Origin of the sequence: Paenibacillus urinalis (genome assembly GCF_028747985.1) — a bacterium.
GTDB lineage: Bacteria > Bacillota > Bacilli > Paenibacillales > Paenibacillaceae > Paenibacillus > Paenibacillus urinalis.
On sequence record NZ_CP118108.1, the window covers coordinates 3,420,678 to 3,445,409 of the forward strand.

At 45.0% G+C, this 24,732-nt stretch carries 24 protein-coding genes; 3 read left to right on the forward strand and 21 right to left on the reverse strand.

Annotated features, from left to right (window positions below; all coding sequences use genetic code 11):
- Window positions 1-90: 90 nt before the first annotated feature.
- The 13 genes from PUW25_RS15725 to PUW25_RS15785 form a co-directional block, all read right to left on the reverse strand.
- Entirely contained in the window at window positions 91-1,698 is a 1,608-nt protein-coding gene (locus PUW25_RS15725) for a PucR family transcriptional regulator (RefSeq protein WP_047910555.1), read from the reverse strand.
- Window positions 1,699-1,891: 193 nt separating this feature from the next.
- Window positions 1,892-2,362: a DMT family transporter gene (locus PUW25_RS15730; protein WP_047910556.1), complete on the reverse strand. Its 471-nt coding sequence runs from the start codon at window positions 2,360-2,362 to the stop codon at window positions 1,892-1,894.
- A 21-nt stretch (window positions 2,363-2,383) separates the two neighbouring features.
- A complete protein-coding gene (locus PUW25_RS15735) occupies window positions 2,384-2,809 on the reverse strand; it encodes a DMT family transporter (protein ID WP_047910557.1) in 426 nt (141 codons plus the stop codon).
- Window positions 2,810-2,995: 186 nt separating this feature from the next.
- A complete protein-coding gene (cntE, locus tag PUW25_RS15740; RefSeq protein WP_047910558.1) occupies window positions 2,996-4,198 on the reverse strand; it encodes a staphylopine family metallophore export MFS transporter CntE in 1,203 nt (400 codons plus the stop codon).
- Window positions 4,199-4,259: 61 nt separating this feature from the next.
- Complete coding sequence (locus PUW25_RS15745; protein WP_370510316.1) at window positions 4,260-5,039, reverse strand: ABC transporter ATP-binding protein; 780 nt, start codon at window positions 5,037-5,039, stop codon at window positions 4,260-4,262.
- Between the two features lie 47 nt (window positions 5,040-5,086).
- A complete protein-coding gene (locus PUW25_RS15750) occupies window positions 5,087-5,950 on the reverse strand; it encodes an ABC transporter ATP-binding protein (RefSeq protein WP_052511762.1) in 864 nt (287 codons plus the stop codon).
- Window positions 5,925-6,848, reverse strand: a complete 924-nt coding sequence (gene nikC, locus PUW25_RS15755) for a nickel transporter permease (RefSeq protein ID WP_274337287.1) — start codon at window positions 6,846-6,848, stop codon at window positions 5,925-5,927. Before nikC ends, PUW25_RS15750 begins: the two co-directional genes overlap by 26 nt.
- Window positions 6,848-7,792: a nickel ABC transporter permease gene (gene nikB, locus PUW25_RS15760; RefSeq protein ID WP_047910560.1), complete on the reverse strand. Its 945-nt coding sequence runs from the start codon at window positions 7,790-7,792 to the stop codon at window positions 6,848-6,850. Before nikB ends, nikC begins: the two co-directional genes overlap by 1 nt.
- A complete protein-coding gene (gene nikA / locus PUW25_RS15765) occupies window positions 7,793-9,388 on the reverse strand; it encodes a nickel ABC transporter substrate-binding protein (protein WP_238546299.1) in 1,596 nt (531 codons plus the stop codon).
- 252 nt (window positions 9,389-9,640) lie between these two features.
- Window positions 9,641-11,029 (reverse strand): class II fumarate hydratase, encoded by a 1,389-nt coding sequence (fumC, locus tag PUW25_RS15770; RefSeq protein ID WP_047910561.1) that lies wholly within the window; start codon window positions 11,027-11,029, stop codon window positions 9,641-9,643.
- A gap of 63 nt (window positions 11,030-11,092) precedes the next feature.
- Window positions 11,093-12,106 (reverse strand): aldose 1-epimerase, encoded by a 1,014-nt coding sequence (locus PUW25_RS15775; RefSeq protein ID WP_047910562.1) that lies wholly within the window; start codon window positions 12,104-12,106, stop codon window positions 11,093-11,095.
- Between the two features lie 260 nt (window positions 12,107-12,366).
- Window positions 12,367-13,173, reverse strand: coding sequence for an MBL fold metallo-hydrolase (locus PUW25_RS15780; RefSeq protein WP_205052850.1), 807 nt, complete (start codon window positions 13,171-13,173; stop codon window positions 12,367-12,369).
- Between the two features lie 196 nt (window positions 13,174-13,369).
- Window positions 13,370-13,609, reverse strand: coding sequence for a hypothetical protein (locus PUW25_RS15785; RefSeq protein ID WP_047910744.1), 240 nt, complete (start codon window positions 13,607-13,609; stop codon window positions 13,370-13,372).
- A gap of 244 nt (window positions 13,610-13,853) precedes the next feature.
- Here PUW25_RS15785 and PUW25_RS15790 point away from each other — a divergent pair, with 244 nt between their 5' ends.
- Entirely contained in the window at window positions 13,854-15,086 is a 1,233-nt protein-coding gene (locus PUW25_RS15790; protein WP_205052849.1) for an aminopeptidase, read from the forward strand.
- A 110-nt stretch (window positions 15,087-15,196) separates the two neighbouring features.
- Here the strand turns inward: PUW25_RS15790 and PUW25_RS15795 are convergent, their stop codons facing one another.
- A complete protein-coding gene (locus tag PUW25_RS15795) occupies window positions 15,197-16,333 on the reverse strand; it encodes a zinc-dependent alcohol dehydrogenase (RefSeq protein WP_047910565.1) in 1,137 nt (378 codons plus the stop codon).
- Between the two features lie 197 nt (window positions 16,334-16,530).
- Here PUW25_RS15795 and PUW25_RS15800 point away from each other — a divergent pair, with 197 nt between their 5' ends.
- A complete protein-coding gene (locus PUW25_RS15800) occupies window positions 16,531-17,121 on the forward strand; it encodes an RNA polymerase sigma factor (RefSeq protein WP_205052848.1) in 591 nt (196 codons plus the stop codon).
- On the forward strand, window positions 17,099-18,031 hold the full coding sequence (locus PUW25_RS15805; protein ID WP_205052847.1) for a hypothetical protein: 933 nt from the start codon (window positions 17,099-17,101) through the stop codon (window positions 18,029-18,031). The genes PUW25_RS15800 and PUW25_RS15805 overlap by 23 nt, the downstream gene beginning before the upstream one ends.
- Window positions 18,032-18,167: 136 nt before the next feature.
- Here the strand turns inward: PUW25_RS15805 and PUW25_RS15810 are convergent, their stop codons facing one another.
- The 7 genes from PUW25_RS15810 to PUW25_RS15840 form a co-directional block, all read right to left on the reverse strand.
- Complete coding sequence (locus tag PUW25_RS15810; RefSeq protein WP_152557660.1) at window positions 18,168-18,650, reverse strand: hypothetical protein; 483 nt, start codon at window positions 18,648-18,650, stop codon at window positions 18,168-18,170.
- 238 nt (window positions 18,651-18,888) lie between these two features.
- Window positions 18,889-20,271, reverse strand: coding sequence for a hemolysin family protein (locus tag PUW25_RS15815; protein WP_081872252.1), 1,383 nt, complete (start codon window positions 20,269-20,271; stop codon window positions 18,889-18,891).
- Window positions 20,272-20,404: 133 nt separating this feature from the next.
- The gene (gene gerQ / locus PUW25_RS15820) at window positions 20,405-20,851 is read right to left on the reverse strand and encodes a spore coat protein GerQ (protein WP_047910570.1); all 447 of its coding nucleotides are present in this window, start codon (window positions 20,849-20,851) and stop codon (window positions 20,405-20,407) included.
- A gap of 38 nt (window positions 20,852-20,889) precedes the next feature.
- Complete coding sequence (locus PUW25_RS15825) at window positions 20,890-21,312, reverse strand: cell wall hydrolase (protein ID WP_047910571.1); 423 nt, start codon at window positions 21,310-21,312, stop codon at window positions 20,890-20,892.
- Window positions 21,313-21,532: 220 nt separating this feature from the next.
- Entirely contained in the window at window positions 21,533-21,901 is a 369-nt protein-coding gene (locus PUW25_RS15830) for a hypothetical protein (protein ID WP_047910572.1), read from the reverse strand.
- Between the two features lie 221 nt (window positions 21,902-22,122).
- On the reverse strand, window positions 22,123-22,287 hold the full coding sequence (locus PUW25_RS15835; protein WP_193745995.1) for a hypothetical protein: 165 nt from the start codon (window positions 22,285-22,287) through the stop codon (window positions 22,123-22,125).
- Window positions 22,288-22,416: 129 nt separating this feature from the next.
- Window positions 22,417-24,717, reverse strand: a complete 2,301-nt coding sequence (locus tag PUW25_RS15840) for a glycoside hydrolase family 95 protein (RefSeq protein WP_274337288.1) — start codon at window positions 24,715-24,717, stop codon at window positions 22,417-22,419.
- Window positions 24,718-24,732: the final 15 nt, after the last annotated feature.

Sequence of the window (24,732 nt, forward strand, 5' to 3'; positions counted from 1 at the left end):
ATATAAATCACGCCGATTTGTTATATAAAATAACGCAAGCCATTTCCTTTGTGTCTCGTGCACGTATGGATTGTTACATTTACACAACAATTACTTATGCACTCCCTGATCCTGAAGAAATTTGCGGAAGGTAAAAACAAGCTTAAGCTTAAGCAGATCATTCGATTTTTTGAAATCCATTTGCAGCAGACTGCTTATTTTATCCATTCGATAAGTCACGGTGTTGCGGTGCACAAAGAGCTGCTTCGCAGCCTCATTGATCAGTCCGTCATTTTCAATAAAGGCTTCAAGCGTGTTCATTAGCACCTGTGTCGGATCTCCATCCTTCACTAATAGAGGCTCAAGTACTTTGTTACAATATGTTTCCATGATGGATTCAGGAACGTGCTGAAACACATAGGCGAATTCCAGCATCTCAAATTGCAGCGCTGTATCCTTCATTCCGAACCGGCTAGCGATGGCCCGTGTATCCAGGCACTCCTGGAATGCTTCACGCAGTGATTTGGGTTCATGCTTCATCTTGCTTATCCAGAACCTTGGCCCAACGCCCCCTGTCTTCCTTCCTCCGATCAAATCCTCAAATCGCGAAGTCAAGAATCGCGAGAGCTCTTCACCGTAATCTTTGTCAGCCGGACATGCGTAGATGGACAGAATTCCTTCATCCATCTGAATATGATGCGATGCAGTCAGCTGCATCATCGGATTATACTGAAGCTCCCGATGCACCTGCTTGATCAGCTTCCCTTCTGTGTAACCCTCCGACTCGATTGTCGTCAGCACACATTGGTATGTCCCGGAATCCTGAAACAATTGAACTCCCAGCCCCTCCGACCTGCGTATGAGCTCCTCACAGCCCAGCTTACGATCCAGATACTGCTTCACAATCACTCTAATTTCATCTTGAACCGTCGGGTTAATGTGCTCCCGATAAGTCATATCCATATAAAATGCGAGCACCTCCGACGCCTGCTGAAACAACTCCTCCTCAGCCTTAAGTCCGTACGCACCATCTGTATAAATTAACAAGAATCCGTAATCCTCATCCTTTTGCATCACAGGCACTCGATAACAGCTTCCGTGATCCCATTTGACACGATGCATGACATTTTTGAAGGGCCAGCCCTGCTGAATATTCGTGTCCCTCATTTCCTCGCTAACATACAGCATATGCCCCCGGGAACCGATCACCGCAATAGGGTAGTTCAGAACGGCAGCCAATTTTGAGAAAACATCGTTCTTCTGATCCTGCTCAAGCGCAAACTGCATGAGCCGCTTTTGTTTGTTTACAACCGTCTCCAGTGTTCGTGTATTCCGTTCATATTCAGCCTTAAACAAGGCGTTCATCTGATCTGAAAATGTAAATTGAAAAGGCAGTTCAAGCAGCGGCAGCTGAAGCGCATCCGCTTCCTCAATGATCTGTGCAGGGATGTTCTGCCAGAATCTTCCCAGCTTCACACCGAGTCCAGCGCAGCCTCGTTCATTCAAGCGGCGCAGCAGTTTAACCGCATCATCTTCGCTATCCTTCATGACAAAAGCGGTAGTAAACAACATCTCGCCAGATTTGATCCAATCTGCAATATCAGGTGCATCCATGACATTCACTGACTTCAGTGTACGCATGGTCCCTTCAGCACCCGCAACAAGCTTTGCTTCCGAAAGCGGATATATGGATAAGGCTTCTTTTACCGTTAACTGCATTGGAACACACCTCTTTCATATCTAACATCTTATGTAATGTTAAACCAAGTATTGTTAACTATTATAACATCAAAATGCAATTTGGGAATATACAACAAAAAATATTTTTCTTCAATAAAAAAGAACGACCCTCATCCACATCTAGAGTCGTTCCTGTTCTATATTTATTTTGTTGTCAATGATTACAGAACTGTTATTCTGCTGTTCTGCCCCTCTTCTTGTCACCCAGACGCTCACCGTATTTAAATACCAGGATCCCGCCAACAATGACAAGAACACCGACCAATTTATTTACTGATAAATCGATCTTTTCCAGTCCAAACAGTCCCAAGGAATCAAACAGCACGGCAAAGCCTAGCTGAGCAGTGAGTGTAATCGAGGTTGAGAAGGTCGGACCGAGCAGCTTAATGCCCTGCATGAGGCTATACACAACCGCTACTCCAATCATACCGCTGAACCAATACCACAGCTTCATATGCTGCAGCTGGAACGTATCTGCTCCCTCGAAGAGGAGGCTGGCTGTCAAGGCAGCTACTGCTCCGAGTCCCAATACAATGGTTGTGGTCAGCCAAGAGCCGGTATGCTCGTTCATTTTGCTATTGAAGATGACCTGCAGACTTACGAATGCTCCAGCAACCAGCGCCAATATAATCCCAAGTGCCATAATAATATATTCCTTTCTGCTCTACAGTTTTAATATAATGACACCCGATATCATCATTGCGATGCCAATTAAGCCGGGAAGGGTGATCTTCCGTTTCATGACACCAAACCACCCGTTGGTATCAATAAGATAAGTCAGGCTAAGCTGTGCAATCAGCAGTGCGGATATGGTTAATGTTACTCCCACCTGCTGAATGGCCGAAACTTCACTAAAAATGATAATGGCTCCCATTGCTCCACCCGTTATATAGAGCGGCTTCACATTCTTCAGCTCTTTCCAGCTTCGATCGCGAACAAGCATGAGAATAAACAATGCTAAAATAAATCCGGTCAGCTGTGTTATGGTCGCAGCCTGCCAGGTCCCTACATCTGAGCTGATCTTTGCATTGGCGATTCCTTGCAGTGTAATACAGGCTCCTCCCAATGCTGCATATAAAATACCTTTCACTTGCGGTGTTCCCCTTTCTGCGTTACGTCGCTTACTTCGTTGAATCAGACTGTTATTATTAAATAACACGATGAAGCATTAGAAAAGGACATATGTCCTCAAAAATAAAAAAAACACGGATAACCGTATCGTCTCTAGGATACCGTTATCCGTGTTTTTTGAATCCTATATATCGAGCTTCTTTCTCTAAACGCTTAGGGATGAGTGCTTCGGAGTATTCTCCATTTGCTTCTTGCTCCCCCATACTGCAAGGACTGCAGCAAGTGCGAGTATGGTGCAAACCACAAACATCGCTTGATATGACATGACCTGTATAACGATCCCCATGAGTAGTCCGCCCAAAGAATATCCGAGATCATAGGAGGACATAAACAATCCCATCAATACGTATCTTGATTCGGCAGGCAGCACAAAGGACAGATACGTTGTCAGGGTTGGATAGAGCAGTGCAACGGCAATACCGTTAAATACCGCAGAGATGTACACAAAGCCTCCGATCGAATCCATCAATACGAGCAGGAAGGATCCTGCTGCGGCACATAGAAGCATGGATGAGATCAGTAAAGTGTTCCAGCTTCCATCGGACGGAATTTTTTTGCGCAGCACAAATCTGCAGCCAACCACGACAATCCCTTGAATCATTAAATACAGACCAGCACTTCCTGATCCACTTGACACCATGTACAGCGGAAGAAAAGTGGCCGTCGCTCCAAAAATACAAGAGCCTAGAAGCATAACGATCGAGCTGATCAGAAGCGGCCTGCTCTTACCAATCATTGCAAACGATTTGAACATTTCCGTTAAGGTATATGATTTCTTGTGCTCTGTCTCCTGTGGAAGTGGTACGTTGAAGCCTACCAAGAGGGTGAGCGCTCCAATCGAGATCACAACCAGCGTATAGACCCAGCCCATACCGCTCTCCCATACCTCCATTGCCACGATAGGTACAAATAGAGAGGGAACCATCGTGAAGAGCGTGTACATGGACATGCCCTGAGCGCGGTCCTTATCTGCCAATCTTTCAACAATTCCGGTCTGCATTGTCATGGAAAAGAACGCCGTTCCTGCTCCTTGCAGCGCACGCAGCCAAATATAACCCTCCACTCCGCTGAGGGTATATAAAATGAGACATAGAACGTGAACAAGCAGTAAGCCTCTCATCACGGTCAGAGGTCCATATTTTCCCATCAGCTGTCCAGCATAGGGACGCAGAAACATACATGTCAGCATATATGCCCCCATCATAAGACCGATTTCCGCTTGTCCGATGCCTTCGGCTTCACTTTGCAGCGGCAATATAATCGTCAATAAGGAGTTCGCGGCGAAAAACAGTAGTGCTAACAGATATAAGCGAATAAATGATATAGAAAGAGGCTTAAGCTGACTCAATGCCGGTCTTCCTCCTTTATATATAAAAGGCCTGCGATCACAGCGGCCTCATATGAACTTCTTAATGAACTTTGGAAACCAGTAGCTTCGTATAAGCATGCCGATTCTCTTCGTAAATCTCTTCACGCCGAAATAAATCTACAACTTCACCATTCTTCATAACGAGAATACGATCTGTCATGTTGGCTACAGAAGCAATATCATGGGATATAAACAAAGTCGACATACCGATCTTATGCTGAAGCTCCTTCAGCATTTTTAGTATTTGGGCTTGTACCGTTACATCCAGACTAGAGGTAGGTTCATCGCAGATGAGCAAATCAGGTCCCAAGCTGATTCCCCGTGCAATGGCAACTCTCTGCCGCTGGCCACCGCTCAGCTCATGAGGATAACGATCCATATGCTCCTCAGACAACCCTACCATTTGCAGCAGCTTCACAGCAGTCTTCCGCATGTCGCCTCTGACATCTTCTAGAAATGAAGGAATGACCGCCGAAAAATTGCCCAGCGGCTCCATTACGGAGCGATAAACCGGCAGCCTTGGACTCAGCGCCGATGTAGGATCCTGAAAGACAACTTGAATATGCTTGCGAAATTCCCGAAGCTTCTTGCCCTTCAATATGTGGATCGGCTCACCTCTCCACAGAATTTCACCTTGATCCAGATTCGTAAGTCCCAGCAGCAATCGGGCTATCGTACTCTTGCCGCTCCCACTCTCTCCTACAACTCCTAGACTTTCTCCCTCAAACAGCTGAAAAGATACATCATTCACGGCTGCCATTTTCCTGGAACCTTCGTTGTACCATTTATAGAGGTGTTTAACATCAAGCATCGGTTCCACGATAACACCATACCTCCTATATGACGATTTCGATAAGCTAAATCAAATTACAGCAGGCCAAGCAGTACAGCATCATTGTCTTTACTATTGTGCTCCGCATGATGACTGTGATGATCATGCTCATCAAGCGTTGGGCAGGAAGACAATAATTCTCTCGTATATTCATGCTCCGCGTGAGCTGTGATAAGATGTGCAGGCTGACACTCGATAACTTTGCCGTCTTTCATAACGGCAACCTGATCTGCCCGGCTGAGAACAAGACGCAGGTCATGAGAGATGAGCATCACAGCACACCCTGTTTCATCCTGAACCTTTTTAATAAGATCCAGCACAAGCTCTCCATTGATTACATCCAGCGCTGTGGTCGGCTCGTCAGCAATCAAGAGATCTGGCCTCAGAATCAGAACAGCAGATAATGCGGCACGCTGCAGCTGACCTCCGCTTAGTTGAAAGGAATAGCTGTTAAACACACGTTCTGCGGGAAGTCGGCATTCTTCCAGCGCAGCGAGTACCATTTCCTTCGCTTGATGCTTCGTGTATGAATGATGAGCACGCAGTGTCTCTACAAGCTGCTTCCCAATTTTCACAAAAGGAGAAAAGCTTCCTTTGTAATCTTGAAAAACATATCCTATACGGCTGCCGCATAATGTTCTTCTCTTCTTGGTTGTCCATGGCACAATATTATCACCCTGGAACTCAATGCTCCCACTCGTGACAGAGCACAAGTCAGGCATCAATCCAATGATGGCACTTGCCGTCATACTCTTACCGCTTCCGCTCTCCCCGACGACAGCCAGCATTTCACCGGGATGAATGGACAAGGACACATCTTCAATAATCGGCCGTTCAGGCTGCCTTGATGATACAATATGAAGGTTGCGTATATTAACTACGGCTTCTGGTAATGACACGACGGAATATCCCCCTTCTGTTAGGTTTATGCTGCATACTCCGAGGATTCAGAATATCTCCCAAGCCTTCACCGATCAAATTAAATGCAACTACAACAAGCATAATTGCAACTCCAGGATAAATCATGAGCTCTGGAACAGATTGAAAATAGGATCTGCCATCATTAAGCATGGCACCCCACTCTGGAGAAGGCGGCTGTGCGCCAAGACCAAGGTAAGACAGTGAAGAAATTACAAGAATTGTTTTACCAATATCAAGCGCAGCATAGATGAGCACTTGAGGCATAACAGATGGAAGCAGGTGCCGGAACATAATGATGAACGGTCCACTTCCCGCTACACGAGCAGCTGCGATATAATCCTTTTCTTTTTCAGACAGAACAATACCCCTCACTATTCTTGCATATCCTGTCCAGTTGATTAGTACGATGGCAATAATCATATTGCTGAGGCTCGGTCCAAGAAAACCGGAAATGGCAATGACCAGCATGAAATCCGGCAATATGCTCAGCCCATCCACCGTACGCATGATGAACTGATCCGTACGTCCTCCAGCATATCCTGACAGCACGCCAAGCGGAATACCAATAAGCATAACAATAATAATAACCATTCCGGCAATTCCGAGTGTTGTTTCCGCACCAGCTACAAGGCGTGAGAATAAACATCTCCCCATATGGTCTGTGCCTAACGGATACTGAGCACTTGGCGGTGCAAGACGTTCAGCCATATTTACCGTCAGTGGATCATTCGGGACGAGAACAGGGCCAAATATCACAAGCAAGATCATAAATAGAAGAATACCTGCTCCGATCAGTATCATAGGATCAGCAAATACTTTTTGAAAGATCGATACTCGGTATCTACCGGCATTTAATTTACGATTTGCAGACAGCATTAACCCGTCTCTCCTTTCCCATATCGAATCCGTGGATCAATGAGTCCATATACGAGATCTACTACAAGATTCACGATAATAATACATGCACCCATCAGCAGCAAGTAGCCCTGAACGAGCGGATAATCACGCTGGAAGATCGCTTCTACGGCCATACTGCCAAGCCCTGGCCAAGAGAACAGCGTCTCCACCACCACAGACCCGGCGATCAGGCTGCCAAAAGACATCCCGAACACGGTGAGCACCGGAATTAATGCTGCTCTGAATGCGTAACGTGTGTAGATTCTACGCTCTGACAATCCTCTTGCCCTGGCAGCTCGAATATATTCTGAAGAAAGGCTCTCCAGCATTCCAGAGCGAAGCAGACGGGCATGAATGGCAGCAAGAGACAACCCAAGAGTAATTGAAGGAAGCAGCAAGTTCTTCAGTTCTCCTCTTCCCATCGTAGGAACCAAGTTCAGCTTGAATGCGATAAAATAGATGAGCAGCAGACCGATCCAAAATACAGGTATAGACGCCCCGATCAAGGAGAAGAATCTGCCGAGATGGTCAGGAAGCCGATTAGGGTAACGAGCTGAAATAAATCCAACAGGCACAGCGATCAGTATCATGACGATCATTCCCCCAATCGCTAGTTCCAATGTGGCTGGAAGCCTGTCCATAATCTCCTCCAGAACCGGTTTGTTTTTGAGCAAAGAATTCCCAAAATCGAGCTGTATCACATTGGACAGCCAATCCAAATACTGCACATATACAGGATCGTTTAGACCAAGCTCTTCTCTTAGAGCCTCTTCCTGGGCTTGGGTAGCTCCCATCTCATCGATTCTAAGAAGAGATGCGACGGGATCTCCCGGAGCGAGCTTCATCAGCACAAATATAACGATCGATAAGACAAACAAAACGACGATGAGCTGAATCAGACGGGCTCTAATTAATTTAAGCAACTATTTCACATCCATTTTATTGGTAATGATATAATATTCCTCTGCTCCCGGCTCCCAATTTGTCACCCGATCATTCATACCTACAATAATGTTAGGGTATACAGCGTAAGCATGCGGAACCTCTTCTTTAATAACTTCAACTGCCTCTTGAGTCAGTTGTATTCTTTCATTCGGGTCACTTGTTTCATTCAATTGATCCAGCACAGATGTAAGTGAGCTCATGTTGAGATCGGTAGCATTTAACGCCCCATCCGGCATAAACGCTGAATTCAAGAAGTATCCTCCGTCACCACGAGGTGCTGAGAGATTACTATAGGTAACAATGTCCCAATCTTTATTTTCACGGATTGTCGTATCTACATTTTCTACGGTTTGAATATTGATCGTGATGCCTGCCTTGGCAGCCTCAGATTGAAGCAGCTGGGCAATAAGTGGCAGCTCTGGGCGTCCTTTGTAAGTGAGTACTTTCAGAGTCAGTGGCTTGCCGTCCTTCATCATCTGCCCATTCTGTAAAGTGTATCCTGCTTCTTCTAGCAGCTGCTGTGCTCTCTCCACATGAAGCTCGTTTATTTCATCTTGACTGCCAAATGGCAATCTCGTATTAAACGGGCCATTTGCAGGCACAGCATGACCCATCATAATGTTATTCGCGATACTTTCACGGTCCAGCAATAAATCGAGTGCTTGTCTTACCTTAAGATCCTTCACACCTTCTCTGTCTTGATTAAACAGTAGGAAATGCACTCTTAGTCCAGCAATGGATTTGACGGAAAGGTTCTCGGCCTGCTCAATGGTTTGTACCGTTTCAGCAGGTAATTGTGTGGCTACATCGACTTCACCCGACTGCAATGCCATAGAACGAACGTTGCCGTCTTCATTAAACTTAAAGACTACTTTATCTAGAGGAGATGCTCCATCCCAGTAATGATCATTACGAATCATATCAATTTGAATGTTGGGAGTAAAAGAATCGACCTTAAATGGCCCAGTACCTACAGGCGCAAGGTTAAATGCATCTGTACCCATCTCTTCTTCAGCGGCAGTGCTAATAATGGCTGCATAAGGATTGATTAATTCCGATACCAGGGCCGGATGTGCTTCTGTCGTGTTAATGATCAGCTTCTGCCCTTCGGCGGTCATGGAATCGATCTTTAGCGCTGTCCCAAGTGAAGAGTTAACACGGACTGCTCTCTCTAATGATGATTTGACAGCTGCTGCGTCAACAGCAGAGCCATCATGGAAGGTTACTCCGTCACGGATGGTAAACTCCCAGCTTTGATTGTCATCTGTCGTCCATTCTGTTGCGAGCCAAGGCTGCACTTCCAGATTCTCATCCAGTCGTACGAGCGTCTCTGCAATACCAGCTCTGACTGCGACCAGATCGTTTGAAGGATCCAGAGTGCCGCTCTTAAAATGAAACATAAGTCCCAGTTCCTTGGTTCCACCAGCAGAACTGCTTCCCGCAGTATCCGTTGTTCCTTCACTGCCTCCTGAAGTTCCACCATTTCCGCTGCAACCAGCCACAATAATGGCCATAATTAGGGTTATAATCTGTACACTAATCCATTTTTTATTGTTTTTCCCTCTGCCTCTCACCCGTATGACTCCCCTTCTAGTACATTTTATATAATAGTAGAACGTTCTCCCGCATGAAAAAAGATATGTACACGGTATGTATTTACGCTGTATTTACTTTCGTAAGTATTACGAATAACAAAAATTAATTTATCGTAATCCTTACGATTTGTCAATTACTATTTTCTTAATTTGCTATTAACTTATCTACCTCTTCTTTCCCACACAAAAAAAGCCAGAGAACTATGCTCTGGCTTAGAATCGATCATATGATTATGCTTTTGGTGCGATCATTTTGGCTGGAACTACATACTCCTCAAATTGTTCTTCTGTCAGCAGTCCTGTTTCCAGAGCTGCTTCCTTTAATGAGAGGCCTTTCTTATGCGCCAGCTTAGCAATGCTTGCCGCGTTCTCATATCCAATATGCGGATTAAGCGCGGTCACCAGCATCAGAGAGTTATTCAGATTGTGTTCAATCTGTGAGCGGTTCGGTTCAATGCCGATTGCACATTTGTCGTTGAATGCAATAATGGAGTCCGCCAGCAATTGAACAGACTGCAAGAAGTTATAGATTATGACCGGCTTAAATACATTCAGCTCAAAATTGCCTTGGCTTGCAGCAAAACCGATTGCCGCATCATTCCCCATGACTTGAGTTACAACCATAGTCAGCGCTTCGCTCTGTGTCGGGTTTACTTTACCTGGCATGATGGAGCTGCCCGGCTCATTCTCAGGGATGGTGATCTCACCAAGTCCACTGCGCGGACCACTCGCAAGCCAGCGTACATCATTAGCAATCTTCATTAGATCGGCTGCTAATGCCTTGACAGCACCATGAGTGTAAACGACTTCGTCATGACTTGTCAGGGCGTGGAATTTATTCGGTGCCGATACAAAATCTTTACCCGTAATGCTGCTAATTTCGGCAGCTGTCATTTCACCAAATTTAGGATGGGCATTAATTCCTGTTCCAACAGCTGTTCCGCCGATAGCGAGCTCCTTCATAGATTCTACACTCGTCTTGATCATTCGCTCGCTCTTGGCCAGCATCGCTTCCCAGCCGCTAATTTCTTGTCCTAATGTAATTGGAGTTGCATCCTGCAAATGAGTACGGCCAATCTTGATAATATCCTGGAACTCTTCTGATTTCTTGCGGAATGTTTCTTTCAGGACAGAGATCGCAGGAAGGAGCTGATCCTCAACTGCCAGTACACCTGCAACATGCAGTGCTGTTGGAAACGTATCGTTAGAGCTCTGTGACATATTTACATGATCATTCGGATGAAGACGCTCCTCTTTGCCTTGCTCAGCAAGCCACTTATTACCCAGATTAGCAATAACCTCATTCGTGTTCATGTTGGACTGTGTTCCGCTACCGGTCTGCCATACAACCAGCGGGAAATGATCGTCAATGCGTCCTGCAAGAATCTCGTCCGCTGCATAACGGATGGCCGCTGCTTTGTCCTCGGACAATTTGCCGAGCTTCAGGTTGCTCTCAGCCGCGCTTTTTTTCAGTATTGCAAAAGCCCGAATCACTTCAATTGGCATCTTCTCTTGCCCGATCGGGAAGTTCTCCTTGCTGCGCTGCGTTTGTGCACCCCATAAGCGGTCAGCAGGTACCTTCATTTCACCCAATGTGTCTTTCTCGATGCGATATTCCACTTGCAACTCCTCCTTAGGTATATGAGATAGGATGTTGTATCATCATGGCATATAGATTCGGCGTTACTTTGGATTCACAATATACAGGCGGCTTGACTCCTCAAAGATCTCTCCAGGTTCAAGGGCAACAAGACCAATCTCTTCGGAAGATCGTCCTGATACATTCGGCGCATTGACCAGATTCATTTGAGGTTCCGGACAGAAGAACTGCTCACATGCATTGTTGTTCCAGATCATCCAGTGCTTATAAGATGTGCCTACATCATACACAAGCTTGGTTCCGGATATCGTGTTCGTCAGCTCCATGTAATTCCGTCCGTTCTGCGGCTCTGCCGTGTAATGGTTGTCCATGGAAGCAAAATAGGGGCTTACTCCTTCCGTCTTCAGCAGCACTTCCTCATCGGTCAGAGGCTGTGTATTGCCTGTTGGAAGATTGCGTTCATTCAGCTCTATCCGCTGTCCAATCGTCGCTTTGGCCACATAATCCGCTGCTGTGCTATTCGGTTCAAACGGCGCATTAATGGCGGTATGGAAGGCAAGAAGATTCGGCATAGATGTCTGACCTTCATTTTCAATCGTGATCTGCTGCTGCAGACCTGCTGCATTCAATGTATAGCGTAAACGTATCGTATATTCAAACGGAAGGTATTGATAATACTCATGACCCTCTCTAACTACCTGTTCAATAATGACGTAGCTCTCCTGATCATTCGCACCATAACTAACCACATTCCAAGGGATGTAGTGTAAGAATCCGTGCAAATGATTGCCTGTTGCTTCTTCATTTACAGGAAGCTGATATACCTCGCCGTTCCATGGGAATTTGCCGTCTTCATATCGATTAGGCGGGAATAGAACCGGGATGCCGTAAATGCCCGGGTTCGCCTTCAATTCTTCAACGTTGTCTTCCCCAGGCTCTCTGAGATACTGATGATTACGCTCTACATCTCGAAAAGAGACAAGATTGCCTCCGATTTCTGGAATGAGCGCAGCTTCATAAGCACCATGCTTCAGCTTGATCGCGGCAAGACCGCCGTACACGCCTTCTGTTGCGGAATAAATTTGTTCTAATGCCATTCTCTCATCATTCCTCCTATTATGTAGCGCTTTCATATCTAGTATTGAACTAGTTCCGTGAATCCATTTTTTATATGAAAATGATTTACCTACTGAACGAATATACCATGTTATTCAAAAAAATTCTATCCAGCACAGCGAAGCAGCGCCCCTAATCACGCGAAAAAAAAGATTGCAGCCCCACATCACTCAAGGCTGCAATCTTCGTTATAATTATTCCGCCAAATATCTTGTTGATCCGCTCTGGTAAGCAGGACCCGCTAAACATATTTCCCATGTCTAGGCACAGCCTGAATCTCAAAATTACGAGCCAGCCGTTCAAGCTGCTCCGTCATCTGGGAGCCTTTCATTACATGTCCATGACCCGTAACCAGCAGTGCCGGCTGTAACAGGTTCAAGCACTCAACAGAACGTTTAGCTTGCTTCCAGTCTATTGTGAAATAGGTAGGGGGTCCGTTCAGCTCTTTATCCTGAAACAATACATGCCATAGAGATTCTTGCTGAACAGTAATCACTGCATCCCCTGCTATGAGTGCGTGATCCGCGTCTCGAAACAACGAAACATGTCCCGGCGAATGTCCCGGTGTATGAATCCAGCGCCAGTCCGGGGCTCCAGGAATGGAATAATCCGCAGGCAGCTCAGCCACCCGATCGTCCAAATGAATGGCTTCATTCGGATATGCAAAAGACAGCTTGGCAAGAAGTCCTCCACTCGCTGACGGGTCCGCAGGAGGATAATCGCTAACTCCGGTCAGATAGGGAAGCTCCATAGGATGGGCATACACAGGCGCTCCCCAATGCTGTACCAGTTCTATAACATTACCTACGTGGTCAAAATGTCCGTGTGTCAAAATGATCGCCGTCGGCGGCCCTTTAAACCGCTCCTCAGCAACATGGATAATATCGCTCGCAAAGCCAGCAAGTCCTGTATCGATCAGTACCCATTGTCTAGTACCCGGTATGCCTACAAACAAGACATTGACAAATAACGTGCGCAAACTCAATATATCGGGTGCAACCTCTTCCAGTGCCGTCTTGCCCTCAGTAATCAGATTGTCAGACTCCATATGACGGATACCTCCCATAAATATATTGGAATGCGCTCCTTTATGTAACCAGATTATAGAGTACCCCGAGCCTTAGTCCGGTATGCACGGTCAATCAGCAGAGAACTCACCTTATTAAATATAGTCAGCATGTCATAGGAATAGACCAAGTACTAATCGTCCAAGGCTTTAAATATAAAAATGCCGATGCTTTCCTCTATTCTGGAATGGTATCAATCGCCGCATCCAGCAATTCATCGAACAGATCATCGTCTTCTTCAATTCTGGCATCCAGCTTCAGAAATTCCTCTTCTTCTCCAGGCTCTCCGGCAAAATGAAGGCTGTAATCCCAATCCTTCCCTCTCTTACTGTAGAACGAAATTTCATATTCCACTGGACTCTCGTCTATAGTAAATACTGTACTGCCCAGCCATTCGTTGTCCTCATTCTTACCCATCGTGGCTCTGATGATTTTATAACTCACTCTTCTTCTCTCCTTATTAGACAGCTATTTTCGTATGCAGCTGGTTCATGAAATTTTTAATGGTTTTTTTGATGAATACCACGTATATTGTACAATAATAAAATAGATATGCGAAAGCAACCCGTTTACGTTAAACTGGGTAAGCAGTACTTTTTTTACCATGGGTAAATTATTATTGCGCTGTGAATGTACAAGCGTGTATTGGAGGATTAATGAAATGAATGATTTCGCACAAAAATTAAAAGCCTATGCTGAGCTCACTGTAAAAGTTGGCGTCAACATCCAGCCAGGTCAAACCTTGATCGTTCATGCTCCGGTCGAATCCAAGGAATTTGCTCGCCTGATCGTTAAGGAAGCCTATGATGCCGGAGCCGCTCTCGTCAAGGTTCAATGGAATGATGAGCAGATCACCCGTATGCAGTACGATCTTGCTGCAGATGAAGTGTTCTCAAAAGAGCCGAAATGGACTGCCGGAGAAATGACGGAGCTCGTTGAGCAAGGTGCAGCCGTGTTACATATCTTGTCTGAGAATCCGGACCTGTTGAAGGGCGTCAAGCAGGAAAGAATCGTCGCTTCTCAAAAGGCACGCGGCAAAGCGATGGCGAAGTACCGTGCTTATCAGCAGGCTGATAAATTCAGCTGGTGCCTCATCGCTGTACCATCACCTGAATGGGCAGCGAAAGTGTTCCCTGATGCACCACAAGAAGAACAAGTATCGTTATTATGGGACGCTATTTTCCAAACCGTTCGAATCGGAGAAGCAGATCCGGTAGCTGCTTGGCAGACACATCTCTCCACATTGGAGAGCAAGTCTAAGACATTGAACGAGAAGAAATATAAGAAGCTGCACTACAAAGCGCCGGGTACGGATCTTACAATTGAGCTTCCCGAAGGACATCTCTGGGCTCAAGGCGATAGTATCAATGAGAAGGGCTTTACGTTTGTAGCTAATATGCCAACAGAAGAAGTGTTTACTGCCCCTCTTAAGACAGGTGTTAATGGTACGGTATCAAGTACAAAACCGCTAAGCTATGGCGGCAATCTAATTGACAAGTTCTCGCTCACATTCGAGAATGGACGAATCGTAAACGTAACCGCAGAAGAAGGGCTGGAAGCACTGCAAAACCTGGTTGAAATTGACGAAGGCTCTCACTACCTTGGTGAAGTCGCACTTGTGCCGCATCAGTCTCCGATCTCGGACACGAACATTCTGTTCTATAACACCTTGTTTGATGAGAATGCGAGCAATCACCTTGCCATCGGAAGCGCGTATGCCTTCTGTCTCGAAGGCGGCAAAGAAATGGATCAGGAGCAAATTGCTGCTGCTGGACTGAATACGAGCCTAACTCATGTCGATTTCATGATTGGTTCGGGTGAAATGGACATCTATGGCATTACAGCGGATGGGAATGAAGAGCCGATCTTCCTAAAAGGAAATTGGGCGTTTTAATTTAAAAAAACAAACATCAAAGAGCTCAGGTCCTTAGTAGACCTGGGCTCTTTACTTGTGCTCATGAACTGCCGTTTATGTCCTGTTCTCCACATAGGTTTCTGGGTAAGCTACGGCTTGAGAATGACCTTCATGCAGTTTTCTTCCTTATTATTAAACACTTCATAAGCCCTCTCCGCATCTTCCAATCTCATCTGATGTGTTATGATATCGGTCGGGTCGATTTTACCTGACTTAATCTGTGCGTACAGCTCTGGAATCAGGTGAATCACTGGAGCCTGTCCCATCTTCAGCTCTACGTTCCGTTCGAACAAGTGGCCGAGTGGGAACATATTGTAATTGGCTCCGTACACTCCGATTAATTGAATCGTACCAAACTTGCGTACGACCTCAGATGCAGTTCTGAACGCGCCGAGTGACCCTCCTTGCAGCATCAACGCTGTCTCCACCTTCTCCACAGCTGTTCTCTTGGCATCCATTCCGACACAATCGATGACGACATCGGCCCCGCCGTGTGTAATTTCTTTCAAATATCCTTCAAAGCCCTTGATTTCTTCAAAGTTATAAGTCTCGACCTGATTCGTCCGCTTGGCATGATCCAGTCGATAATTCAAATGATCGACAGCAATAACCCGTTTGGCGCCTGCCTGCCAGGCAAATTTGTGTGTAAGGAGACCTACAGGGCCGCAGCCAAGCACGATTACGGTATCACCAGGCTTCACCCCGGCATTCTTGACTCCCCAATAGGCCGTCGGAAGAATATCGGATAAGAACAACAATTTGTCATCTTCCAATTCAGCGTCTTCTGGAATAACAAAAGGCATAAAATTACCATAGGGCACTCTGAGGTATTCCGCTTGGCCTCCCTGATATCCTCCATAGGTATCTGAATACCCTAAATAACCGCCGCTGTCCTTCGTATCATTAGCATGGTCACATTGGCTTTCCATTTCGTGCTTACAGAAGAAGCACTCTCCACAGGATACGTTAAATGGGACGATGACACGGTCCCCTTTTTTGACATGAGTTACTCCTTTGGCAACTTCCTCGACGATTCCCATGGGCTCATGCCCGATCACATAATCTTCATGCATACCAGGAATCAGCCCATTGTAAATATGCAGATCGGATCCGCATATCGCGCTTGAAGTGACTCGTATAATGATATCGTTATTGTCCTGCAAGGAGGGATCAGCGACCTCTTTCACCTTTACCTTCTTTTTACCTTGATATGTTAATGCTTTCATCTAATATCACTCCTTTCTCGCTTATTTTAACCATATGGCTGGATGAACTATCAGATTTATCATTTTTATTTGTGACATTAACTTAATGACAATAGAAACGTATATTTCAAAATTATGGAGTAAACCTTCAAATTATAGTAAAATAGTGGAATGATTGTCCAAAAATAGAGAAGCTTCATGATAGAGAGGGGATATATATGTCTGACCGGATCCAACTGCTGTTGGCTGCGGACTATAATGATCTAGGCGAATCCCTGCAGAGAGAGATCTACTATGAATACTATCAGATGATGTACGGGTTTATCGTATATATGTTGAAGGATCACTCCGCCGCTGAGGACATTATTCAGGAAGCATTCATCAAAATTATTAAAAATAAGCCCGAATTTGAAAATGAAGCCAAGCTGAAAGCATGGCTGAAGGTTGTTACCAAAAACACGGCCATTAATTATTTGAGAAAAAATAAAAAATATCGTAACCAACTTGACGCGGACAGTGTTTTCTTAGATGTAGAGACCGCGCAGCAGACATCAGCTTCAATCGAATCCGTAGTGGAAACGAAGATGATGCAGGAATCCATAGAGCGCTATATGGATAAACTCAAACCCGAGTACCGATCTCTGATCGAATTACGATGGAAGGAAGGACTCAGCTATCGTGAGATGGCAGAACTGCTGGACACAAGAGAAGATGTCATTAAGCAGCGTCTCTTCCGCGCCAGAGAACGCATCAAAAAATTGTTGCATAGAGAGTGGGGTGCAGCACATGAGCAAAGAAAAGTCAAATGATTGGCTCGAAGAGCCATTTGACGAAGTATACGAACGAGAGTTTGAGGAGGCCTTCGACCTCGCTTTCGAGAATGCTGCAGCTGCCTCCACATCAGTGAATAAGGAAGCTATGGCAGCATCCTGGGACAAGGTTAATCATGAGATTCAGAATATAAAGAAACGCAAAAAAAGAATCAAACGCTGGCAGCTTGCAGGTGTTATCGCCGCTTCAATTACGATGGGTGCAACCATATTCAGCTCTCCAATAGGAACTCAGGCAAATACGTTTGTTCAGAGACTGCAGCAGGTTGGCGATAATTTGGTTCTTGTGTTCCAGGGACCTAGGCAGGATTTCTCGGGAGCGAAGACCCCTCCGCCTCCAGGTATGATTGAGAATCCAAGCTACAATTTTAGCGGGGATCCAGAAGAGCTGTACAGCCAATTCGAGAATCAAGTCAGTGTACAGCACAATTTATTTCTCGTGGAGGTACCCAAAGAAAAGGCGTTCAGCAATACCACATTTCATATAAACAATTTCGATCTCCCGCTGACTCCAACGCATATCAAATATCATCTGCTGCTGGATCAGGAGAATCCGGTTTACCCTGAGAATCCTTACTTATCAAATGAAATTTATATTGAGTATTTCGATGGAGATGAACGAATAGCGAAAGTTTCTGTTAAGAAAATGTTCTCCGTGAATCCTGGTGCACCAGAGTCAGGTCCGGCATTCAGCGGAGTTCCTGAGGAAGTTGCACTTGATGATGGTACAGTCGCTGTCTTCTATGAGAATATGGAACATGATCAGCTCGCTTACCGAAGCAATCTCGTTATGGTCATGCTGATGGGATCCGAATCTATTTCGAAGGAAGAGCTTCTTAAATTCGCTAACATCATTCAAGAGACGAATCAATTTCCAATGAAAGAATAGCTGAGAGATAAAGAGGTGTCTTACGTTTACGTAGGACACCTCTTTCATGTTCTTTTGGTCTATTTAAAATTACGATAAATCGTTGTTATATGAATTATTCATATTAAATGAAGATTAATTCCACATTCTCTAGATGCTAGTTATACAAATAGCCAGGTGTATAAAATGAAGCCTTTTCCACGGTACCATTGATTCTAACCATATGTGTAGAGAGCGTTCTGTAATAATAACCCTTATTTAGATTGTATACCGTCTGGTTGGTTTCGACACTTTTGGAATGCGTTGTAGAATTCGAAACTGCTCTTTCGCTCCTCCAAGCGGAGCCATCCCATCTTTGCAGTGTCACATCCACACTGATGAAATCAGCAGCAAGCTTCGCTTCTGTATGTCCTGCTATGTAAATACTGCTGGCATTCATCGTTAACTCCGATTTAAATCCAACAAGAAACTGATACGTTGCAAACGGAGTAATAAAACCCGATTCCTCAGGCGGCTTTGACGTTAATGCCCCGGGTTCACGCTGTTCTTCGGCTCCCGCTAAGCTGGCAGCAATCAGGGATACGATGAGCAATAGAGGAAATAAAATAATCGTTTTTTGATTTTTCTTAGATTTGAACATTAACATCACCATTCCTCACTATGTTATTTGGTTAAATCTATCAAATAGTACGGACGAGGTTTTGTACTCGTTTCACTGATTAATAGATTGTCATTTGGTGATGACAAAAAATTATGAATCTATTAAAATCCCTTGATTTGAGCAGCGGAAGTTATTTTGTAATCGTCTCTATGAACACAAAAAAATACTTTACGGTAATGTCCGCCGCAAAGTATTAGACAATGACTAAACTATTTAATTAAGCCCCAGCTTCCTTATGACTGCTCACTGTCTTCTTCTTGACCTCAATTCTGGATATTCGATGATGATCCACTTCCTCAATTCGATATTGGTAATCACCATACGAGATACAATCCCCTGGCCTCGGTGGAAAGGAATTCAACATGGATAATGCCCAGCCGCCAAGAGTGTCATAGCCCGACTCTTCAATATCGAGGGACAAGAGCTGGTTAAGCTCCTCCAAGAGAATGAGTCCATCGATGGAGTATTCAGAAGCTCCTATATATTCCACAAGCGGTCTTTCATTATCAAACTCATCTTGGATTTCACCCAGAATCTCCTCCACGATATCTTCAAGCGTCACTAGTCCAGAGGTTCCTCCATACTCATCAATTACGATCGCAATCTGAGTTCTGGACACCTTCATTTGCTTCAGCAGAATGGCAATCGACGTTGATTCCGGAACCGTAAGAATGGGACGAATCGTCGTTAAATATTCCTCCATCCCTGACATGAACAAATCCTTAAGGTGAACAAAGCCGATAATCTGATCCTTATCACCGGTACAGACAGGATAACGGGTCCGCATTTGCATGCTTGCAATGGTCAAATTCTCATGAATCGTCCATTCCGTATTCAAGCAGATCATCTCAGTACGAGGAATCATAATTTCTCTAGCGGTTGTTGCGGAGAAATCAAAGATGTTATCAAGCAGTGTATATTCAAATGCATCAATCACACCGTCATTTTTGCTGTCCTTCATAAGCTGCAGCCATTCTTCTTCACTCTGTACCTTTTCCTTCTTCACAGATAAATGAGTCCCCTCCTGATGAGCAGGACCTCTTGCTCCTATATTCAAGCACCAAATGAGAGGAGACATAAAGAACGTAAACAAGATAAGAAATCTGCCTGACTTTCTTAAGAGACGCTCCTGAACATGAGAAGACAAAACAGAGGGTATCCATCGTCCTGCCCCAAGATAGGTTAACGTAATGACAATAATAGCAAGCGTTGTAGACAGCACTGCTGCTGGCCATACATCTAGACCCATATTTTCCAGAAGCGGTGATAACCTCGAGGAGATTGCAGCTTCACTGAGCCAGCCGAGTCCAATAACGGGCAAAAATATGCCAAGCTGACAGGTGGTGCGATATTTAGCTTTGTCAGCTGCAAGTATAGATAACACTTCGTGATGATCGGTCTCCTGGCTGCTCACCTGATTACGCACTAGTGACAACCGGCCAATAGCACTGTCTAGAGCTGCAAACAACCCGCTGATTAGAGCGAGTGCCAATATAATCATTACATAGATGCCAAACGATAGAGGGTCACTCAAATAAGGTCCCGTATCCCGAATTCGGTAACGGGTCCACCTCCTTTTTATCGAGCATGAAGTACTCATACCACATACAATTGCTGATATATATGCTCCGCTGGCTGAAATAATGGCAAAAAAATAGCCTTTGATGTCCAGAGTTTTCGTTCTCCTGGATCATCAAAGGCTATCCCTTATTTTATATTACGACGTCACTGTATTAACGTCTTCCGCCACGAGGCGCTGTTGGAGCATACGGATATTCATAGTTCAACGGCTCATCGAATGTTGCATAATCAAAATTCACCATCAGGATGATGATCCGTTGACCTGTGTTTGGATCACTGATAATAATGTGGTCGCGGCCTGCCGCTTCAAGGATGCCTTGGAATACTTTAGCGTTCCACTCTCTGTTGCCTTCATATGTCGCATAGAATGTACCGAATTTCCCAAGGTTCAATCTAAGTATATTTTCAACAAAAGATTGCTCAGTGAACGGAATAGTTTGCTGAATGACCGCACCATTCGGCGTCATTACACTTCCGCTGGATACTTCGGGTGGAACTACAGTCATTCCTCCCTGCATCCCTTGCATGTTTCTTGGAGCATTTGCAGGCCCCGAATTTCCGATCTTATACGATACAGGCTGATATGGTTGGTTAAACATTTAAATACCTCCCTAATAGTAAGGTGTGCATCAATGTGCTAAAAAACCGCCGGACAGTCCGCCCCAGATGGGCTGAAGAAACAGTGTGCACGGAATCTTCCGGTATTCTGTTGGTTATACCAAGTTGCCGGACATGCTCCAGCTGGTCTGAAGAACCAGAGGGCATTGCTTGCAGGCCATACTTTTTCACCGTTAATAACACGTCTGGCCAAACGAATTTCGGACTCTCTCGCCGCTTGATAAAAGTATCCTTTTTGAATCGCCTCAAAGCCGCCTGGTGACTGGTATACCATATCGTTAATGGAGCGAATATTACGAAAATCAAGACATCCGCCAAGGATCCGGTTCACACCCACGTTCCCTACCAGAAGCATACCTGTTTCTCCGTCTTCCTCTGCCTCGGCTCTCATAAGCCGTGCGAGCACTTTTACATCCTCAGAATTTGCTTTAATAACCGCCAAATACGTTCCCTCCTCCCTGTAAGTCGTAAGCCTCTCGCCTAGTACCCTATATCCTATTGTGCATTCGCCCAGTTCGTGACACTTCTCTACAAAAAAAATACAAAAAAATCCTGCATCCGCGTCAAGCAACGATCTACAGGATAGGCAAAACCAATGAAAATAACGAATAATGTTAAACAGACGAGTGTCACTACTTTCTGTCCAGTTAGAAATAAATTTCTTAATCCTGATCTTTAAACAAACGATCTAAGTAATCCTTCAACGACTCATGATGTGAGATTTCATAAGATATGTCCATATATTTAGGAAAAAAACCACTGCCAATCAACACATCATCCTTGATTACAATCATTCTTTTCTTCAACTCCACTGCTATTCCGAATTCAATATACGCATGCGGATCCCATTCATTCGAAACAACAACATAATCCGCGTTCTCTATATTTATCCTGGATTCCTTAATGCTGTTCATATTGGTTTGGGTAATATTTATTTCATTCTGTAAAAACAACATGGCGTTTAGTTCTTTCCCTGGAATCGTAGGAATAGCAGGACCCGCAGCAAGAATGATATGTACGTTCTTCTTCATCAGATAACACTCCTTCCTCTAACTTCCATAAATTACACGAACAATGTAACAACGAATCTAACACTCGCACTTAACCTTCTTCTTTACTTGGCTTAAGGTCTTAATTGTATTAACCCGATAGTCATACAAATCATACTAATGGCCCAAAGTATTCCAATCCATCCGATCGTTAGGGAATTCTGTGATGAACTGGCTGTTGCTCTCGTTTCCAACAGTTGGATTCACCCCATTGCTCCCCAAGAAAATAAAACTAAATGTGCTAAGATAAAGCCGTAGCCTGCTTTTTTATGTCTAACCATTAACACAATTACAATGACAACAACCGTTCCCATAACCGCTAACATACAGAATGATAGTAATAATAGTACCTCTTCTTCTAATAGCATTGAATTCTCCTCTTAAGCTCATAGGTTGGTTAGACATAGCACTCGTATTCAAAAAAACACCGACGCAAATAACGCCGGTGTTAATAGGGTAATGACTCATTTCAAGTTGATCGATAAGCGTATTATATATTAGTAAGCAGTTATTATATACTTATCACCCTTTACAGTCGGCAACTCTAATAAATTCCCAACGCGTTCTGCCGATAATTCACTTCCATCTGCTGATGCAATACGTATGAGGGAATCCGAGTAAATACGAAGCTTCTCTCCACGATCCGAAGTAATTACTCCGTTTGTGAGTTTATGCTCCTCCCATTCGATATCAATTGTGAAGCCTCCTCTTGCGCGAAGTCCTGTTACACTCCCTTGCTTCCAAGCTTGTGGTAAGGCCGGAAGAATCCGGATACCATCAAGATGACTTTGCAGCAGCATCTCGGCAATTCCTGCAGCTGCCCCAAAGTTGCCGTCAATCTGAAATGGAGGGTGATTGTCAAACAAGTTGGGAAGTGTTGATTTCTTCAGCAGCTCTCTAGTATGATAGTAAGCCTGCTCTCCGTCCAACAAACGAGCCCAAAAATTAATAATCCACGCTCTACTCCATCCTGTATGTCCTCCACCATTCTTCAATCGACGATGAAGTGTAATCCTGGCTGCATCAGCTAAGTCCGGGGTATAATCCGGACTAATTGTAGTTCCCGGATGAAGAGCAAACAGATGAGAGATGTGCCTGTGTCCAGGATCTTTTTCTTCATAATCTACTAGCCACTCCTGCAGTTGACCATATTGGCCTACTTTCATATCGGGTAGACGAGAAATGATCTTCGCCCATTCCTTACGAAGACTCTCATCGGTGCTTAGCAACCTACTGGCCTCAATACAGGCATTCAATAGCTCTGTTAAAATTTGATTGTCCATAGAAGGACCGTAGCATAGAGTACCTGACTCTCCGCTAGGAAGCCCATACCGATTCTCCGGTGATACGGAGGGATTCGTCACAAGATACCCTTCAGGACTTTCGATGAGAAAATCTTGAAAGAACAAGGTAGCCTCTTTCATCGTTTCATAAGCCTGTTCCAAGAATGCTGGATCAGGATTATATTTGTAGTGTTCCCATAGATGAAGCGTCAACCATGCGCCGCCCATAACCCATTGTGTAGCAGGTGGATAAATATCCTGCGGCGCGGTATCTGCCCAAATATCGGTATTATGGTGAGCGACAAACCCTCGGCAGCCATACATTTTCTCTGCTGTTACACGGCCGTTCGCCCTCATTCGTTCGATCAATTCAAACAACGGTAGATGACATTCTGCAAGATTACAGCTCTCCGCTGGCCAATAATTCATCTGGGTATTAATATTAATCGTAAACTTACTGTCCCAAGGCGGCGACATGGAATCATTCCATATCCCTTGCAGGTTGGCTGGCAGTGATCCAGGACGGCTGCTCGAAATAAGCAAATATCGCCCAAAGTGAAAATGTAACGCGTATAGACCCGTATCCTCCCCTCCTGATTGCAACTTTTCCAGCCGCTTATTTACGGGTTCAACAGAAGGCGACTCGGAGGGCTTTCCCAGGTTAAGCTGCACTCTATTAAACAAATGCTGATAGTCCTGAATATGTGTTTCTTTTAAGAGGTTAAATTCCTTGACTGCGGCCTGATTCAACAGCTCGTAGCATTGCTTCTTTGGGTCCTTGAAACGAAAAGTGCTCGCGACAGCGAGGAGGATAACAACCTCATCTGCCTGATCTATTATCAGATGCTCACCCACTACCCTAACGGTTCCACCGACAGGGATGGCTTTGGCAGCCGCGCTATAAACGAGCCCCTCCCTTCCACCGCAATCATTGGTCATTACAATCGTGTCCGTTCCATGCCGATGAGACTCATCCATATGCTTGCCCTTCTTCCGTTCAAATCGGGAAGTGAGAGACAATGCACCAGGGCGGTCCGCTTCAAGTCTTATTATCATCACCTGATCCGGATAACTGCAAAATACCTCCCGTCGATAGGTAATACCACCATATTCATAGGTTGTGATAGCCACCGCTTTTTCCAAATCGAGTTCCCTGCGGTAATTGGCCAGCTCCCCTTCAGGATGATCAAAATGAATGAAAAAGTCCCCCGCCGTTAAATAATGCCTCTGACTGCGTGGTGTTCCGGAAAAGGCGGCTTCTGATAAACGATGGGCTTCGATCAGCCTTCCCTCAAACAGTAACTCTCGAATAAGAGAGAGGTTCGCAAGAGCATCCGGGTTGTTTCGATCTCTCGGACCTCCATACCAGATTGAATCTTCGTTAAATTGGATTTGCTCCTCTTCAACGCAGCCAAATACCATGCCGCCTAATCTTCCATTCCCGATCGGAAGGGCTTCATTCCAGTTTAGGGCTGGTTGGTCGTACCATAACGTCGTTTCGGCAGTTAATGACATTCGGTCCTCCTGAAA